12 protein-coding genes and 1 tRNA gene are annotated in these 15,284 nt (G+C 58.6%); 3 read left to right on the top strand and 10 right to left on the bottom strand.

Annotated elements, in window-relative coordinates; all coding sequences use genetic code 11:
* Nucleotides 1–90 precede the first annotated feature (90 nt).
* On the top strand, nt 91–951 hold the full coding sequence (locus tag ACR0AU_RS18250) for a DMT family transporter (protein ID WP_171181573.1): 861 nt from the start codon (nt 91–93) through the stop codon (nt 949–951).
* Between the two features lie 120 nt (nt 952–1,071).
* Here ACR0AU_RS18250 and ACR0AU_RS18245 read toward each other — a convergent pair whose 3' ends face one another.
* The 7 genes from ACR0AU_RS18245 to ACR0AU_RS18215 all read right to left on the bottom strand — a co-directional run bounded on the left by ACR0AU_RS18245 (nt 1,072) and on the right by ACR0AU_RS18215 (nt 8,206).
* The gene (locus tag ACR0AU_RS18245; protein ID WP_170733121.1) at nt 1,072–2,466 is read right to left on the bottom strand and encodes an FGGY-family carbohydrate kinase; all 1,395 of its coding nucleotides are present in this window, start codon (nt 2,464–2,466) and stop codon (nt 1,072–1,074) included.
* Nucleotides 2,463–2,777, bottom strand: coding sequence for an L-rhamnose mutarotase (rhaM, locus tag ACR0AU_RS18240; RefSeq protein WP_058272415.1), 315 nt, complete (start codon nt 2,775–2,777; stop codon nt 2,463–2,465). The genes ACR0AU_RS18245 and rhaM overlap by 4 nt, the downstream gene beginning before the upstream one ends.
* Before the next feature lies 1 nt (nt 2,778).
* Nucleotides 2,779–3,762, bottom strand: a complete 984-nt coding sequence (locus ACR0AU_RS18235; protein ID WP_170733122.1) for an ABC transporter permease — start codon at nt 3,760–3,762, stop codon at nt 2,779–2,781.
* Nucleotides 3,759–4,739: an ABC transporter permease gene (locus ACR0AU_RS18230; protein WP_170624480.1), complete on the bottom strand. Its 981-nt coding sequence runs from the start codon at nt 4,737–4,739 to the stop codon at nt 3,759–3,761. Before ACR0AU_RS18230 ends, ACR0AU_RS18235 begins: the two co-directional genes overlap by 4 nt.
* A complete protein-coding gene (locus tag ACR0AU_RS18225) occupies nt 4,736–6,277 on the bottom strand; it encodes a sugar ABC transporter ATP-binding protein (RefSeq protein WP_170624482.1) in 1,542 nt (513 codons plus the stop codon). Before ACR0AU_RS18225 ends, ACR0AU_RS18230 begins: the two co-directional genes overlap by 4 nt.
* Before the next feature lie 77 nt (nt 6,278–6,354).
* Complete coding sequence (gene rhaS / locus ACR0AU_RS18220; protein ID WP_058272419.1) at nt 6,355–7,353, bottom strand: rhamnose ABC transporter substrate-binding protein; 999 nt, start codon at nt 7,351–7,353, stop codon at nt 6,355–6,357.
* A gap of 49 nt (nt 7,354–7,402) precedes the next feature.
* The gene (locus ACR0AU_RS18215) at nt 7,403–8,206 is read right to left on the bottom strand and encodes a DeoR/GlpR family DNA-binding transcription regulator (protein ID WP_170624484.1); all 804 of its coding nucleotides are present in this window, start codon (nt 8,204–8,206) and stop codon (nt 7,403–7,405) included.
* 146 nt (nt 8,207–8,352) lie between these two features.
* On the opposite strand from ACR0AU_RS18215, the gene ACR0AU_RS18210 reads away from it, so the two are divergent.
* Nucleotides 8,353–10,494 carry a bifunctional rhamnulose-1-phosphate aldolase/short-chain dehydrogenase gene (locus ACR0AU_RS18210; RefSeq protein WP_480796047.1) on the top strand — a complete coding sequence of 714 codons (2,142 nt, stop codon included), beginning with the start codon at nt 8,353–8,355 and terminating at the stop codon, nt 10,492–10,494.
* 11 nt (nt 10,495–10,505) lie between these two features.
* Nucleotides 10,506–11,735, top strand: a complete 1,230-nt coding sequence (locus ACR0AU_RS18205) for an L-rhamnose isomerase (RefSeq protein ID WP_170624488.1) — start codon at nt 10,506–10,508, stop codon at nt 11,733–11,735.
* A gap of 585 nt (nt 11,736–12,320) precedes the next feature.
* On the opposite strand, the gene ACR0AU_RS18200 is transcribed toward ACR0AU_RS18205, so the two are convergent.
* From ACR0AU_RS18200 to ACR0AU_RS18190, 3 genes are all read right to left on the bottom strand, one after another.
* A tRNA-Arg gene (locus ACR0AU_RS18200) sits at nt 12,321–12,397 on the bottom strand.
* A gap of 64 nt (nt 12,398–12,461) precedes the next feature.
* Nucleotides 12,462–13,844, bottom strand: coding sequence for a sensor histidine kinase (locus tag ACR0AU_RS18195; RefSeq protein WP_480439421.1), 1,383 nt, complete (start codon nt 13,842–13,844; stop codon nt 12,462–12,464).
* Nucleotides 13,845–13,862: 18 nt separating this feature from the next.
* Nucleotides 13,863–15,281, bottom strand: coding sequence for a dihydrolipoyl dehydrogenase family protein (locus tag ACR0AU_RS18190; protein ID WP_480796046.1), 1,419 nt, complete (start codon nt 15,279–15,281; stop codon nt 13,863–13,865).
* Nucleotides 15,282–15,284 lie beyond the last annotated feature (3 nt).

Genomic DNA, 15,284 nt, shown 5'->3' with positions numbered 1-15,284 from the left:
CTATCGTTACAGTTCGAGTGAACTGTACTGTTCTGTATCTGCATTTACTACAGCGCTTCCACTACAAGATCCAAAAAGGATTGTGTGGCGATGACGTCTTCATTTTCGGGTTGGGGCAGTGGATTGATCGGTGTGCTGATCTTCAGTGGGTCCTTGCCCGCGACACGAGTGGCCATAAATGGATTTGACCCTCTTTTTCTGACCTCGGCTCGTGCCGTGCTGGCGACAGCTCTGGCACTGTGTTTGCTGGTCTTATTCAAACAGCTTAAACCTTCGCTGGCGGATCTGGGATCCCTCATAACAGTGGCCTTGGGCGTCGTGATCGGCTTTCCTCTGCTGACAGCCTTGGCCCTTCAGCACATCACGGCTGCGCATTCAATCGTCTTCATCGGGCTTTTGCCCTTGAGTACCGCTGCATTTGGCGCGTTGCGCGGCGGCGAACGTCCGGCCGGAATGTTCTGGTTGTTTTCCGTCTTGGGGAGTGCGGCCGTCGTTGGTTTTGCCCTCACGCAAAGTGCAGAAGTGTCCCTGATTGGAGACCTGTTTATGCTGGCGGCCATCCTCGCCTGCGGATTGGGCTACGCCGAAGGGGCGCTGCTCTCGCGTCGATTGGGCGGCTGGCAGGTGATTTCCTGGGCGCTTGTCTTGTCATCACCGTTCATGGTCATTCTCGCAATCTTCACATGGCCTGACACATTTGCCGATTTGAGCATGCCTGTCTGGCTCAGTTTGGGATACGTCTCCATTTTTTCGATGCTGGTTGGATTTGTGTTTTGGTATCGCGGTCTGGCTCGCGGGGGCACAGCAGGTGTTGGGCAGCTACAACTGCTTCAGCCGTTTTTCGGCTTGATCCTTGCAGCGGCCTTACTAGCGGAACCGGTCGCGCCTTCGATGATCGGGGTAACGGTTTTCGTCGTGATTTGCGTGGCCGGTGCGAAGCACTTCGCGTAACGGCCCAAAGCGGCCATTTGCGTCAGCCGCATCGAAGGTCTGGTTCGAGCCCATTCCGTTCAGTTTCACGCTGGTCCCCAATGTCTGAAATCGGAGTTCCGTGCAGGTTTTTAGGGTATCCTATGGGCGTGGTTCCAGGCCTGCTTTTGCGGCTCTGTGCCAACTGTTCGCGTAACGTTGGTAGCTCACGTCGGTCTTGTGAAAATAGGTTTCGACGTCGAAGGCCGCGCGCTCGGGGAGTGCGCCTGTCGCCAAGAGGGCGGCTCCCTGGCTCGTCCCTGTTGCGGTGACGGTCGCGTCGACCCTGCAGTTTGTCGCCGCGGCGAGCATACTGGCGAAGCCTTTGTTCCTGGCAAATGGACCTTCGACGATAATGGGGCCCTTGTGTCCGGTCAGCGACAGGCATTCCGCGGTCATCAATCCGAGGTAAAAACTCACCGCCGCCGCGCGTTCCTGGGTTCCGGGCAAAGGCTCTGACCCCATCCAGCTGTGTTTTTGCCCCTGAAACGGTCCGCTGTCCGGGACCATTGCGGGCAAGAGCATGGGGCCGTCTTTCGCGACCAGGTCAAGGAATTGCTCTGCACATTGAGTGGTTTGACCGTTCATCGCCAACTCGAACTCGCGTCCCCCCATGAAACGGGCGGAGGGTACCGGGGCACCCAGTGCGTTGACGTTAAGAAGCGTGTCACGCGAAGGTTCCAGAGTTACTTCTTCGCCGCCGATGGTCATGGCAATGACCCATGTCCCGGTCGAAACGACGGAAAACGGCCCGGTTCGGGTCAGTATATGAGGCAAAAGCGATGCGTTTGAATCGTGGATACCGCAGTACACCGGCGTGTCAAAGCGCAGGCCGGTTTGCGATGCGACCTGCGGCAACACGGGTCCGAGAACCTCCGCAGATTTGCGCGCGGGCGCCATTTTTTCAGATATACCCAACCGTTCGACCAACGAAGAATAGTGCGCCTTGGACGGTTTCCACAGATCCGTGTGACAACCAAGGGACGACACGTCGCTGGCCGGCACTCCTGTCAGGCGATGCCCCCAGTACTGCGGATAGGTAACAATGGCGGCGGTGCGTTCGCGAAGCGCGGGGTCCTGCTCAAATTGCCAATGCAACTGCGCACCCAGGTTCAGACCCATCGGCAACCTTTGCGATCCGGTTTCCTCAAAGGGCGGGCGGATGGCGTCGTACGCCGCGGCCAGATCATCAGGGCCTGTGTGCTCATAGTCGAGGATCGGGGCAGCAAGGGCGCCGTCTGGCGCGATCAGGGCACAAGACGCCCCGTGGGTCGTGATGGAAATGGCATCTACGCCGTGCGCCTTCTGAAACTGCTCCAACCCGTCCAGAAGGAAGCGCCAGATCGCCTCAACATCAAAGTGCGGATAGGGTGGAGCGACGAGAACCACGTTAGGCCGGGTCAGTACCTCCACTTCGGACATGTCAGTCGCATCGACCAGCGCAAGCTTGGCGTTGGTCTTGCCGATGTCGATGACGGCGACGTGCCGGGGGGTCATGGCATGTGGAAGACGGGCGTCAGCGGCACCGCCACGGGTTCGTTGTCGGGCTTGGTTTCCATTATGTCCGCCATATGCGCCCACCATCGCTGCATGATCTCGTTGCGGGGCAAGGCATCCATTTTGTGGTCGTCGGTGCGCCAAAGGACGCCAAAAAGAATGTTCGTTTCTTCGTCCAGATGGATCGAATAGTCAGACACGCCCGCGTCTTTCAGCAGCGTGGCAAGCTCTGGCCAAATCTCATCGTGGCGCTTTTCGTATTCATCCCTGCAGCCCGGGTTGAGCTTCATCTTGAAGGCGTATTTTTCCATGTCAGCCCCTCCACATCGACCAGAGCCGGGGCAGCGCGATGACCGTGATCAGCAACGCCCCGATAACAATCGACATCACGATACCGGGCACGTTCAGCAAGCCAAGTCCGAAAGTCACAAGCCCCATGACAAAGGCCGCGATCACAACGCCGGGGATGGAGCCGGAGCCGCCGAGGATGTTGACCCCGCCAAGGACGACCATGGTCACGATCTCAAGCTCCCACCCGAAGGCAATGGAGGGTCGGGTCGAGCCGAGGCGGGATGTCAGGCAGACGGCGGCGACCCCGGACATCAGGCCCGTCAGCAGGAACAGGGTGAACTTCACCCGGCCCACCCGAATGCCCGAAAACAGCGCCCCCGTGGCATTGTTTCCGATGGCATAGACCGCGCGGCCGAAATTGGTCATGTGCAGGACGACCGCGTAGATCACCGCAATGATGGCGAAGAGGACGAATTCGAAGGAAATCACCCACCAGACATAGCCCTGCCCGAAAAAGGCGAAATCGGCTGGATAACCCTTGTAGACCTGATCGCCCAACACGATGAAACTGATCCCGCGGAAAAGGCTCATCGTGCCGATGGTGACGACGATGGATGGCAAGCCAAGGCCGGTGACGAGGAAACCGTTTACCGCGCCACAGGCCAGACCGACGGCCAGACCGATGAGGACCAGCCCCTCTGTCCCGACACCCGCCTGCACGGCGGCGCCAATGGCGGTCGAAGCCAGTGCGATGATTGCGGCGACGCTGAGGTCGATTTCGCCAGAGATTATAAGCAGGGCCATGGCAAAGGCGATCATCGCCTTTTCGGTGAAGTTGAAGGTCGCGTCGGAGAGGTTCCAGGCATTCAGGAAATAGGGTGAGGCGAAACTGTTGGCGATGAAGATGCCGATTGCGACCAGCATCAGCAGGCTTTCCCAGCTTTTTAGGTTCCGCTCCAGCGGCGAGCGCAGGCGATCGGGGATCGAGCGTGCCGTCGTGGTCATGTCGCGTGCTCCGCGCGTTTTAGGATGACGCGGCCCTTCGTCCGGTTGGCCTGGGCGTTTAGAACAACCGCGATGATGATCGCACCGCCCGAGATGGCCATCTGCCAGAAGGGAGAGATGTTCACGACCGGCAGGGCATTGGCAATGATGCCGAGGAACAGCGCGCCCAGCAGCGCGCCGGGGACCGAACCGATGCCACCCATGATCGACACGCCGCCAATGACGCAGGCCGCCACGACGGTCAATTCAAACCCCCCAGCAACATCGACATAAGCAACCGCGAAGCGAGAGACCCAGAGGTAGCCGGTCAGACCGGCCAGCGCGCCAGAGATCGTGAAGGCCCAGAACTGGGTCCGGCCCACGTTGATCCCGGCATAGGTCGCCGCATGGGGGTTGCCCCCGGCAGCGTAGAAGGCGCGGCCCAGGGTGGTGCGGGTCATGACAATGGTGAAAAGGATCACCGCCGCGATGGCAAACCAGCTTAGCACCGGAAGGCCAAGAAGCTCGGTGCGCGGGAATGCCTTGAAAGTGTCGCTCATCTCGTGGCTGTTGACCCATTTGCCCTCGGTCAGAAGGAAGATGGTTCCCCGGAAGATGGTCATGGTGCCAAGCGTCACCACGATAGGCGGGATGTCCAGTTTCCACACAAGGATACCGTTGAACATTCCAAGGCACGCCCCGAACCCAGTGGCCACGGCCAGCGTTACGATAATCGGCAGACCTGGTGCCGAGATATTGATCAGGGACACGACCATGCCGGTCAGCGCGAGGTTGGCGGCGACCGAGAGGTCGATGCACTTCGTCAAGATCACGATCATCTGGCCGATAGCCAGCAGGATCAGCGGCGAGGTGTCGTTGAAGACGGTAGCCAGGTTCGACAGCGTGATGAACGCCGGGAAGCGGCTTGAGATGATGCCAAGCACCAATGCGATGGCGACCAGCAGCAAAAGTTCGCGGGAGGCGAGGATACGTTTCATTGCGCGGCTTCCCTGATCCCTGCGGCGTGGCTGACAAGCGTTTCGGGCGTGATCTGGTCGCGGGCCAGTTCCGCCACTATGCGCCCCTCGCGCATGACGATCACACGGTCCGACATGCCCACGATCTCGGGGATTTCGGAACTGACCATGATGACGGCGAGCCCTTGCGCGGCAAGCTCCGCCATGAATTCATGCACGGCGGCCTTGGACCCGATGTCGATGCCCTTGGTGGGTTCGTCCAGGATGATGACCTTGGGCTGGGTGGCGAGCCATTTGGCGATCACGACCTTCTGCTGGTTGCCGCCCGACAGGTTGCCGACATCGGTGTCCAGCGAAGCGGCGCGCAGGTCGAGACGTTCGGTATATTCCCGCGCCAGCTTGAATTCCTCGGCCAGCCTGATGAACCCCTTGCGCGAGGTGCGAGCGAGTGACGGCAGCGTCACGTTCTGAAAAATCGGCAGCGCGCTGATTGTGCCTTGCTTGCCCCGGTCCTCCGGGACATAGACGATGCCACTTGCGACCGCGTCGGCGGGCGATGCAATCGAAACCGGTGCCCCGTCGATCCTCAAGCTTCCGCCCGAGAGGCGGGTGATCCCGAAAAGGGCCTGCATGAATTCGGACCGACCTGCGCCGACCAGCCCGTAAAACCCGAGTATTTCGCCGCGCCTGAGCGTGAAACCGATATCCGCGAATTCGGTCGGGTGGTCGTACCCTGCGACTTCGAGGATATCGTGGCCGACGTTGTGGTCGCGTTCGGGGAATATCTGGCTGACGTCGCGGCCTACCATGAGCTTGACCAGTTCCGGCTCGCTGACATCTACAATCGCCCCTTCGCCGACCATCTGGCCGTCGCGATAGACGGTGTAGAAATCGGCGATGCGGAAGATCTCGTCAAACTTGTGGCTAATGAAGAGGATCGCCTTGCCTTGCGCCTTCAGGCTTTCAACGAGTTCGTAAAGCTCTTCGATTTCTTTCTGACTGAGGGCTGCGGTCGGTTCGTCCATGATCACAACGCGCGCGTCGATGGACAGCGCCCGGGAAATGGCAACCAGGTGCTTGTTCGCGGTTCCAAGGTCCTTGAGCGTCGCGCCCGGATCAATCTTGGCCCCGATTCCATCCAGAATCTCGCGCGCACGGGTCGCCATGGCAGTTTTGTCGATCAGGCCAAATCGCCCCTTTGGCGCATGGCCGAGAAATATGTTTTCCGCCACCGTCAGTTCGTCGAAAAGGACGGTTTCCTGATGGATGGCGGTCACGCCAGCAGTTTCGGCGGATTGCGGTGTCGGGAAACTGAGAGCCTCGCCATCGATCCGGATGTCACCCTCGTCGGGTTGATAAATGCCCGTCAGAACCTTCACCACGGTAGACTTGCCAGCACCGTTTTCGCCCACCAATGCCGTGACCTTGCCCGGGTAGAGGTTTAGCGAAACATCTGAAAGGGCCCGCACGCCGGGAAATGTCTTGGTCACGCCGGACAGGCTCAGAAGCGGTGTAGGGGCGGCGGCGTTCGACACGTCTGGTCTCAATTCCAACTGCATGGACGGTGTTTCTGGATGTGGGAAGAATGGGGTGTCGGGGCGTGGGTCATCGCACACGCCCAGACACGTCGTTCAGATTAGAAGATCGACTTGAACTGTTCGATGTTCGAGCTGTCGTAGGTGAACGGATCAGCCATGGCTGCCGAGCCGGTGTCATCCAGCGTCACCGAGCCCATGCGGCCCATCGGGATTTCGGCACCGGCACCGGTTTCAGCACCGTTGGCGATTGCGTGCGCAAGCATGGTGGCCGAGTAGCCAAGGTCAATCGGGTTCCAGATTGCGAAGCTCTTGGTTGCACCGCTATCAACACAGCCTGCCATCTCGGACGGGAGGCCCAGACCGGTCACGTTGATCTCACCGATCTTGCCCGCGTCGGTCACCGCCTGGCAGGACGCCAGGATGCCAACGGTCGTTGGCGCGATGATCGCCTTCAGGTTAGGGTAGGATGCCATGAGGCCCTGTGCTTCTCGGTAGGATTTGTCGCTGAGGTCGTCGCCATAGACGGTGGCCACCAGATCTACGCCGTCATAGTTCGGAAGAACCTCTTTCGCGGCCTCGATCCAGGCGTTCTGGTTGGTTGCCGTGGCCGACGCCGACAGTATCGCGACTTCACCACCATCCGGCATGTGATCCGCGGCAAGCTTGATGATCGTATTGCCGATCAGCGGGGTCGAGGATGGGTTCAGGTGCATTTGGCGTCCGCCTTCAGCCACACCCGAGTCCCAGGAAATCACGGTGATACCGCGGTCCATCGCGCGTTTCAGCGCTGGCACAAGTGCATCGGGGTCGTTTGCCGAAATCGCGATGGCGTCGACACCCTGCGCGATCAGGGAGTTGATGACCTCGATCTGACCTTCCGCAGTGGTGTCGGTCGGGCCGGTGTAGATGATCTCGACATTGCCAAGCTCTCCGGCAGCCTCTTCAGCGCCTTCGGCGGCCGCTTCAAAGAAGCCGATCCCAAGCGCTTTTACGACCAGAGCGATGCGCATGTTGTCCTGCGCCATCGCCGTGGTGCCAAACATACCGGCAGCAAGGCTCATCCCTGCGACAAGTGATGTGAAAGTACGACGCTTCATGATAGTTCCTCCCAGAAAGTCATGTTTGGGTCTCGGGTTTCGGAGGCGGTCAAGAGGCCACCTCGTTTTCTTGACCGCTGCCCGACTGGGCAACGATCAGATTCACATCGGCAGCCTCAAGCATGGCCGCCGCCTTGTCAGGAATTCCTTCGTCGGTGATCACGGTCGTGATCCGGTCCAACTGGCAAAGCACCAGGCTGGAGCGCTGCGCGAATTTCGAACTGTCGACCAGAACGATAAGCTCATCCGCCTGTCCGATCAGTTTCTGTTCTGCCTGGATCAAAAGCGGATCGGCCTCCATCAGGCCGATGGGGCCCAGCCCCTGCGCCCCCATGAACATGCGCTTTGCATAGAAGTTGCGGGTCACGTCGTTGTCAAAGGGCGACAGGATTATGTTCTGTTCCCGGTAGATCGCGCCGCCTGACAACATGATCGTGTTCTTCGAATGCTTCAGCAGGTGCTCAGCAATCGGGAACGAATTGGTAAAGACCTGCATCCTGCGGTTGGCCAGCGGATGCACCATCTGAAAGGTCGTTGTGCCCCCGTTGATGATGATGCTGTCACCTTCGCTACACATCTCAACCGCCGCGCGCGCAATCGCCTGCTTCGCTGCGATATTCATGGTTTCGTTGACGACGAACGGACGGCCCGCCAGCCCGGCGAACTGAGGTGGCGTTATCGCCTCAGCGCCGCCTCTGACACGGCGTACCTTCTGTTTCATGTGAAGTGTTGAAATGTCGCGCCGGATGGTGGCTTCGGACACGCCGGTCAAGGTGCACAGGTCCCCAACCGTCACGACGGGGCGATCCTGCACCGCAGAAATGATGATCCTATGGCGTTCTTTTTCGTGCAAAGCCACCTCCCATTCACTCCACGCTGCGCAGATTCGCCGCAGCTGTCAATCATTTTCGATCACTTTCAATCATTCTGCATTGCAGAATGACTGATTGTGATTGTTTTTGATTGACATAACGATGCACACTACTAAGCCTAAATGCGATGGTGCAGTACCGACCGCTGCATCGTGAGGAGGGCAGAACGTTGAAATCCATCGAAAATCAGCTTCTTGAGAACCGCTGGGATGACGCTGTGGCAGGTGGTATGTCCGAATCGGAACTGCTTCTCTATCGCTCCAACACGCTGGGATCGGATAAGCGCGTCACAAACTATGGCGGTGGCAATACCTCTGCGAAGGTCATGGAAACCGACCCACTGTCCGGCAAAGAGGTCGAGGTGCTCTGGGTCAAGGGTTCCGGCGGTGACATCGGGTCCATGAAACTTGACGGCTTCTCCACGCTATACATGGACAAGCTGAACGCGCTGAAGGGGCTTTATCGCGGGGTCGAGTTTGAAGATGAAATGGTCGGCTATCTGCCCCACTGCACCTTCAAACTGAACCCGCGCGCGGCTTCAATTGACACGCCCTTGCACGCCTATGTGCCGCGCAAACATGTCGATCACGTCCACGCCGACGCGATTATTGCGATCGCAGCGTCGAAGAATTCGAAGGAGCTGACCCAGGAAATTTTCGGTGACCGGATCGGTTGGCTGCCGTGGAAACGGCCGGGGTATGAACTGGGCCTGTGGCTTGAAAAGTTCTGCCTGGAAAACCCGGATGCCGATGGCGTTGTCCTTGAAAGTCACGGATTGTTCACATGGGCTGACACGGCGAAAGACTGCTATTACTGCACCATCGACGTGATCAACGTCGCGACCAAGTGGTTGGCCGAGAAGACCGCCGATGTTCCGGCCTTTGGCGGAGCGGTCCACCAGAGCCTCGCCCGGGAAGGTAGGCGGGCCGTTGCCGCCAGGCTGATGCCCGCGATCCGTGGCTTTGTCAGTGGCAACCAGCTCATGGTCGGGCATTTCAACGACAGCGACTCGGTGCTTGAGTTCGTGAATTCTAAGGACATGGAGGCGCTGGCGGCCCTTGGTACGTCCTGCCCCGACCATTTCCTGCGCACTAAGATCCGTCCTTTGGTCGTCGGCTTCGACCCGGCCCACAACAACATCGACGCAGTGCTTGAAGGCCTGCCCGCGCAAGTCGCGGCCTATCGTGAGGACTACACGGCTTACTACAACTGTTGCAAACACGATAACTCGCCTGCGCTTAGAGACCCCAACGCGGTTGTCTACCTGATCCCCGGGGTTGGCATGATCACATTTGCCAAAGACAAGGGCACGGCCCGCATTTCCGGCGAATTCTACGTCAACGCGATCAATGTTATGCGCGGGGCAAGTGCCGTCAGCGAATACTGCGGCCTGCCAGAGCAGGAAGCTTTTGACATTGAATACTGGCTGTTGGAAGAAGCCAAGTTGCAGCGCATGCCGAAACCAAAATCGCTGGCTGGTCGCGTCGCGCTGGTCACCGGCGGCGCCGGCGGCATAGGGTCGGCAACGGCAGAACGTTATCTGTCCGAGGGCGCCTGTGTCGTGCTGGCCGACATCAATCCTGAAAGCCTCACCGCGACGGAAGGGGTCCTGACCCAGCAGTTCGGCAAGGACGTCGTTTGCACCGTCCTGATGGACGTCACGGATGAAAATGCCGTGGCCCAGGCGTTGGCTGAAACATCCGTCGAATTTGGCGGCATCGACATCCTTGTCTCGAACGCCGGGATCGCATCCTCTGCCCCGGTTGAGGAAACGTCCCTCGACCTTTGGAACAAGAACATGGACATCTTGTCCACGGGGTATTTCCTCGTCAGCCGGGAAACTTTCAAGATCATGCGGGTGCAGGACATGGGCGGATCTATCGTTTTCGTGGCTTCGAAAAACGGGCTTGCCGCCTCGCCCAATGCCTCGGCCTATTGCACGGCGAAGGCCTCGGAAATCCACTTGGCCCGTTGCCTTGCGCTTGAAGGTGCTGAGGCCGGGATCAGGGTCAACGTTGTGAACCCGGATGCGGTGTTGCGGGGTTCCAAGATCTGGGAAGGCGATTGGCTGGATCAGCGGGCTTCGACCTACGGCACGGATAAGGAGGGGCTGGAAGAGATGTACCGCAACCGATCCATGCTGAAACGCTCAGTCCTGCCGGAAGATATTGCCGAGGCCTGTTATTTCTTCGCCGCCGAGACGTCGGCCAAATCCACGGGTAACATTCTGAACGTTGATGCGGGCAACGTTCAGGCCTTCACGCGATAGGGAGACGGTCCATGAGCTATGAAAGCGCCAAAGCGCAATTCGCTGACTGGGGCGTCGACACTGATGCTGCAATCAAGGCTCTGAAGGGCATCCCGATTTCCGTTCACTGTTGGCAAGGCGATGACGTGGTGGGGTTCGAAAACCAGACCGCCACCTCGGGCGGGGGCATTCAGGCAACCGGAAACCATCCCGGCCGGGCCCGCAACCCCGACGAACTGCGGGCGGATCTTGAGTTTGCCTATGCAAATATCCCCGGGTCACATCGGTTGAATCTGCACGCGATGTACATGGACACAGACGATACCCCGGACCGTGATGAGATCGAGTATCGCCATTTCGCGCCATGGGTCGACTGGGCCAAGGGCATCGGCATCGGGCTGGATTTCAACCCGACTTTCTTTGCCCATCAAAAGGCCGATGACAACCTGACGTTGGCACACCCCGACAAGGGCATCAGGGACTTTTGGATCGAACATGGAAAACGCACGCGGGACATCGCGGCGCAGATGGGAGCCGCGCTTGGTTCACCCTGCATCAACAACATTTGGGTTCCGGATGGGTTCAAGGACCTTCCTATCGACCGTATGGCGGCAAGGGCCCGGCTTGAGGCCTCGCTCGACACCATGCTGGCCCAGGCGAAATCGGATATGCTGGATGCGGTCGAATCCAAGCTTTTCGGCATCGGGGTCGAGGCCTGCACGGTGGGCAGCCATGAGTTCTACATGGGCTATGCGATCCGCAACAAGACACTGCTGTGCCTCGACATGGGGCACTTCCACCCGACCGAGAATATCGCCGACAAACTGAGCGCCGTGGCCCTGTCTCTGGATGAGCTTTTGCTGCACGTGTCGCGCCCTATGCGTTGGGACAGCGACCATGTGATCATGCTGAACGATGACATCCTGGCGATGGCACATGAACTGGTCAGCGGCGACCTGTTGGGCAAGACCCATATCGGGCTTGATTTCTTCGACGCCACGATCAGCCGCACGGCCGCTTGGGTTATCGGCACGCGCAACATGCAAAAGGCGCTTCTGCAGGCGCTTCTGAAGCCCTGGGATCGCTTGCGAGCAGCGGAGGACGCGCTGGATTTCACAAGCCGGTTTGTTGTGACAGAGGAACTGAAGGACCTACCCTACGGAGCGGTGTGGTCTGAATTTTGCGCCAGAAACGACGCGCCTATTGGTACTGAGCTGATCACTGAGCTTGACGCTTATCAGGCCACTGTAGCGGGTCGCTGAGGCACGGCCCAATTTTGTGGAAAGTCTCCGTCTGGACAATCTATGTTGGAAAGAACGCCAAGATTGCATTCGAAAGAAAGCGGTCGTCGCGCCGGTGACCATTGAGCGGCCGCATTAGTCCGCAATGCGGTCATTGGCGCAAAGCGCAGCGAATGCCTGCTTTCCGCCCGTTTCATTAGAATAACAACGCGTTCTTGCGCAAACAGTACTCGCGCAGCCTGCTCCGCTGCACCTGTTTTGGGGCAGCGGGATTTGGACAAGCCAAACGCCCCTGGCCATCAGGGGCAAGGCGCTGCCTTCCCCCTCGGGCAACCCTATTAGACAACACCGTGTCCTCGGCTACGCCTGCGAGCCGCACCACTATTGTCAAATAGCATTGCCTCGCCCCCATCCGCGTTCGCCACGTGGCAGATCAGCAGGAACAGGCGCCTTCGGCGACTGATCTGCAAATCAGCCCTGATTTTCCCAATGGAGAAGTCAGGATCATTGAAACCGGTCTAGGTGCTGGATGGAAGGATGTGAGGCGAAAATGGAAAGGTTCTGTCGCTGGTGGCAGAACTATTTGTCGCCTGACAAGGGTTTAAGTGGCGGACCGAGGAGGATTCGAACCCCCGACCCCTTGATTCGTAGTCAAGTACTCTATCCAGCTGAGCTATCGGTCCGCGTTGGTGAGGCGGTGTTTAGACCTGAGGCCGAGGGCGCGCAAGTCGATTCTTCAAAAAAACTTCAAAAAGTCATATCGCCGCGTGGAAGCCTTATTTCAAAGGTGGTTCCATCAGGCCCTGTGTCTTTCAGAAACAGGTCTCCGCCGTGACCCCGCACCAATTCTTGCGAAATCGCAAGCCCAAGTCCCGAGCCGCCTTTGCGAACACCACCCTGAAATGGTGTAAACAGATTCTCTCGGGCCTTAGGGGGCAGGCCTGGACCCGTATCGCTGATTTCGATGCACCAGTCGGTTTCAAGCTCAGATGCAGACACCGTTACGCGCCCCGCCTTACCCGAGACCAGAAGTGCTTGCCGGGCATTGCGCACAAGATTCATGACAACCCTGAAAATCTGTTCCGGGTCGGCACGGATAACAAGATCTTCGGGTACGTCGTTCACAATCTCAACGCAGGCATCGGCAATGGCGAGTTGTTCGCTGGCGACAACATCTGCGGTAACGTCCCGCAAGCGCACCATGGTCAGGGTTGGGGCTGGTTCTTCGGCGCGTCCGAACGCCAAGGTGCTTTCGCACAAAGAAACCGCCCGCGTGATCGAATTGACAAGTTTGGGTGCCATTCGCGCCACCAGGGGGTCATTGCTTGCTTCAATTCGATCGGTAAACAGCTGAGCAGACGTCAGAATGTTGCGCAGATCGTGGCTGACCTTGGCCACCGCCCCGCCCAACTGGGCCAGACGTTCACGTTGTTTCAGGGCCTGGGTCAGATCGGTTTGAAGCATCTGCAGGGCCTCTTCGGCCTCGCGCAGTTCGGTCACCTTTGAATTGGGGGAGATGATGCCGCGCGCATCCTCAGGTGCGCTGGCATAGCGCTGCATGTAGCCAACAACGCTTTTGATCGGACGCACCAGTACCACGCGCACAGCCAGAAACAGGAACGAGGCCGTTATGATTGAGATCACAAAGGACAGCCCAAGGATGCGGAGCCCATAATCCGTCATGGCCATGCGCAAGGGCTCACTGTCCATTGTCACCTCGATCAACAATCCTGCGTCTTTGACCGGCGCGCCAATCACACGAATGACCTCGTTTTCGGGGGTAAACAGCCTCGAGACCGCATCACGGATCAGCACCCAAGCGCTGGCATTACGCAAATCAAAGGTTTTGGTGATCTGGGTCGGGATCGGTGAAGACAGCATGAGCTGACGCACCTCGTCGCGGCGCAATACGACGTTATAGACCCCCGCATTTGACAGCAGTTCCGCTTCAAGCTCATCAGCCAGCATATCGTCGGCCAACAAAGCAAGCGAGGCGATCTGGGCGCGTTCCAGCCGGTTCAGCAGAAAATCTTCTCGGAAGCGCGCGATCGAGGGCACAAAGATCAGTACTTCGGCCAACATGACGAAGACCGTCGTCAGGATCAGAAATCGGCCCGACAGCGAGTTCACTTTGCGCTCCTCCTTGGGTCAGGGAATCCAGCGCTGGACGAACCTGACCACTCTTTTAACCATTTGATTCTCAAACAGCCTTGGAGAGAAATAGGCCCCTGCCACACGTTTGTTAAGCTCTCCGACCGTTGGGTAAGGCGAAACCATCGCTGCGATCTGACCCATCTTGAGATTATTGGCCAGCGCCAGCGACCACAAGTTGATCAATTCTCCGGCCTGATATCCGACGATTGTCGCGCCCACTGGTTGGCCCTTTACGACCATCACCTTGATGAACCCCTTGGTCTTGCGCTCGGAAACTGCGCGGTCATTGTGGTGATAGTCGAACCGGGCAACCTCCACCGCGTCGCCATGCTGTTCACGGACTTGTGCCTCGGTCAGGCCGACCTGTGCCAGTTCGGGATCTGTATAGGTGGCCCATGGGATATGAGCGGTCTTCGCTTTCGACGGAAGCCCAAATAAGGCAGAGCGGATTATGATCCCCGCATGATATCCGGCGACATGGGTAAATTGCAGCCCACCTGCAACATCACCAATGGCATAGACCTTGCGATTGCTCGTGCGTAAAGAGTCGTCCACCTTGATGCCTGCCCGCGTGCTGTCGATCCCGGCAGCGTCGAGGTTCAGACGGTCGATATTGGCCTTGCGTCCGACGGCCAGCAACAGATGAGAGCCCGCGTAGACCTCATCATTCTCAGTGACCACCTCAATGGTGCCTGCATTTTCTCGGATCTGGGACACCATGGCGTTTTCATGGATTTCGACACCTTCAGTCCGAAGGCTGTACTGCACGACGGCTGCAGCTTCAGGGTCGTCTTTGCCCAGCGCACTAAGGCCCTCGATCACGGTCACTTTGCAGCCCAGCCGGATATGCGCCTGCGCCATTTCCATGCCGATAGGACCTCCGCCGATGATCAAAAGGTGTTCGGGCTTGTCGCGCAGGTCGAATATTGTCTCGTTGGTGTAATACGGAACCTGATCCAACCCGGGCAGTGGCGGTACCAAGGGCGATGAACCGGTGGCCACCACGACGCGTCGGGCGGTGATCAGATGATCTCCGGCCTGTACCTGCGTGGGTGAGATGAAACGACCGTACTCCCGGATTACCTTGACGCCAAAGCCCTCAAAACGCTCCTGACTGTCCATGGGTTCGATTTGAGCGATGACGTTTTGCACGTGTTCTTTGGCGGCTGCATAATCCACCCGTGGCGTCACATCCGCGACACCAAAAGCCGACGCGTGGGCCTGAGCATATGCAGCCTTGCCGCTGGCGATCAGAGCTTTGGATGGGACACAGCCGAAGTTCAGGCAATCCCCACCCATCTTGTGGCCTTCCAGCAGGATGACATCCGCACCCATCTGGCTGGCCCCGGCGGCTACAGACAACCCGCCTGACCCGGCCCCGATCACCAGGATATCGGTTTTCAACTCTTGCATGGA

It is taken from the genome of Ruegeria sp. CG1 (assembly GCF_056537265.1).
The sequence above is the reverse complement of the archived record's forward strand: the minus strand, read 5'-3'. Positions and strand labels throughout refer to the sequence as shown.

What these genes read in the sequence shown, in the direction of transcription:
- ACR0AU_RS18250 (WP_171181573.1), top strand. Translation starts at nt 91, where the DNA reads ATGACGTCTTCATTTTCGGGTTGGGGCAGTGGATTGATCGGTGTGCTG.
- ACR0AU_RS18245 (WP_170733121.1), bottom strand. Translation starts at nt 2,466, where the DNA reads ATGACCCCCCGGCACGTCGCCGTCATCGACATCGGCAAGACCAACGCC.
- rhaM (WP_058272415.1), bottom strand. Translation starts at nt 2,777, where the DNA reads ATGGAAAAATACGCCTTCAAGATGAAGCTCAACCCGGGCTGCAGGGAT.
- ACR0AU_RS18235 (WP_170733122.1), bottom strand. Translation starts at nt 3,762, where the DNA reads ATGACCACGACGGCACGCTCGATCCCCGATCGCCTGCGCTCGCCGCTG.
- ACR0AU_RS18230 (WP_170624480.1), bottom strand. Translation starts at nt 4,739, where the DNA reads ATGAAACGTATCCTCGCCTCCCGCGAACTTTTGCTGCTGGTCGCCATC.
- ACR0AU_RS18225 (WP_170624482.1), bottom strand. Translation starts at nt 6,277, where the DNA reads ATGCAGTTGGAATTGAGACCAGACGTGTCGAACGCCGCCGCCCCTACA.
- rhaS (WP_058272419.1), bottom strand. Translation starts at nt 7,353, where the DNA reads ATGAAGCGTCGTACTTTCACATCACTTGTCGCAGGGATGAGCCTTGCT.
- ACR0AU_RS18210 (WP_480796047.1), top strand. Translation starts at nt 8,353, where the DNA reads ATGGTGCAGTACCGACCGCTGCATCGTGAGGAGGGCAGAACGTTGAAA.
- ACR0AU_RS18205 (WP_170624488.1), top strand. Translation starts at nt 10,506, where the DNA reads ATGAGCTATGAAAGCGCCAAAGCGCAATTCGCTGACTGGGGCGTCGAC.
- ACR0AU_RS18190 (WP_480796046.1), bottom strand. Translation starts at nt 15,281, where the DNA reads ATGCAAGAGTTGAAAACCGATATCCTGGTGATCGGGGCCGGGTCAGGC.